This window comes from uncultured Microscilla sp., from assembly GCF_947493425.1.
Taxonomy (GTDB): Bacteria; Bacteroidota; Bacteroidia; order Cytophagales; family Microscillaceae; genus Microscilla.
On record NZ_CANLRP010000388.1, the window covers coordinates 1 to 1,334 of the forward strand.

The window sequence follows — 1,334 nt, forward strand, 5'->3', positions numbered from 1 at the left end:
GTACCAAACAGAACTTGAATCACTGCTCTCTCTAAAATTTCAAAGTTTTCACAAATCCTAACAGCTTGAAGTATATATGTTTACTACTTGACAACTAACCAACTTAAAGAGATTAAGCTAGTTCAGTCAGAAAAAGACATAAATTATTCACAACTGGATGCTTGGATAGACCTCAAAACACAATTAGTTCATATAAAAGGAATACAAGCCCTAGATATTCAATATAGTCCAATAGATTTTCAAAATAGTATTGAACGCCCTATAGGTAACAAACCCCCTGGATACTTTAATAGGGTATTTAAGAATCCTACCACAAAAATAGATGAATATTCCTTTGATTTGACAGGAAATTGTTTGTCTTACAAGTCGCAAGAAACATCTATTCAAACAATCCTGGAGGCATTACCTACAAACGAAATACCTTTGGGGTACCAACAAAACTCTGTGGAGTTTAATATAAATACAGGGTTAAATTATGAATATATTTACCAGTATGCAGTCTTTGAGCCAACCTTAGAAGAAGTCAGCAATATCGTTGTAGAACCATCTCAAAACTATATTTATATATCTCGCCCTGTCAACTCAAAAACTCCTCATGTAATTACAGTAGAACAATGGAAATTTGGAGAAAAAAGACCGAAGCAAATATTTTCCTTTAAAATACCTATTGAACTAGTAGAAAAACAGCATAAGCTTTTTCCATCTGACCCAGAAGGTTACCGTAAATATTATTGGGATTTGGTATATATAGATCAAGATCAAAAATTTTACTTCTCAGGGAGAGGTAATTATTCACCTTTTTTTATTGCATATAAACCTTCTGGACAAATCTTTTTCAGTATCCCTCCACTTGAAGCTTTTCCTGTAATTCAACCATCACCTGAAAAACCAAACAAGCCTAAGGCTTCCGATTTTATCAACCCAAGTTCTGCCCAATATGAGCAAGCCATTCAAGTCTGGCGTGCAAATTTTGAAACTTGGCGTGCAAAATCGCCTCACCAAGCTTTATTTTTGGAGGACGAACAAGAAAAAGTAGAATCTTGGGTAGCACCTGCCCACCAATGGCATTATGATGAAAACAAACAAAAACTCTATATTCCAGTCATGGGAGCTGATAGCTTGTTTATTGTAGAGGTGAGTTATAGTTAGCCACAAAAAAACGTTATTCCCACCTAGTGCTCTGGGTACTAAAATCCTTTCACATATTTCGGCTTCTTTTGCCTGCTGACTTTACTTAAAAAAACTCACGTAGCTTAGGCTATGCTCGTTTTTTGGAGGTTTGACAGCTACCAAAATAAACTCGAAATAGTGTATAAACTACTTAGTTCCCAAAG

Annotated in this window: 1 protein-coding gene; it reads left to right on the top strand. The window is 35.2% G+C overall.

Annotation, left to right across the window (positions count from 1 at the left end; translation table 11 throughout):
* Positions 1-87 precede the first annotated feature (87 nt).
* Positions 88-1,149: a hypothetical protein gene (locus tag Q0954_RS33925; protein WP_299466521.1), complete on the top strand. Its 1,062-nt coding sequence runs from the start codon at positions 88-90 to the stop codon at positions 1,147-1,149.
* Positions 1,150-1,334 lie beyond the last annotated feature (185 nt).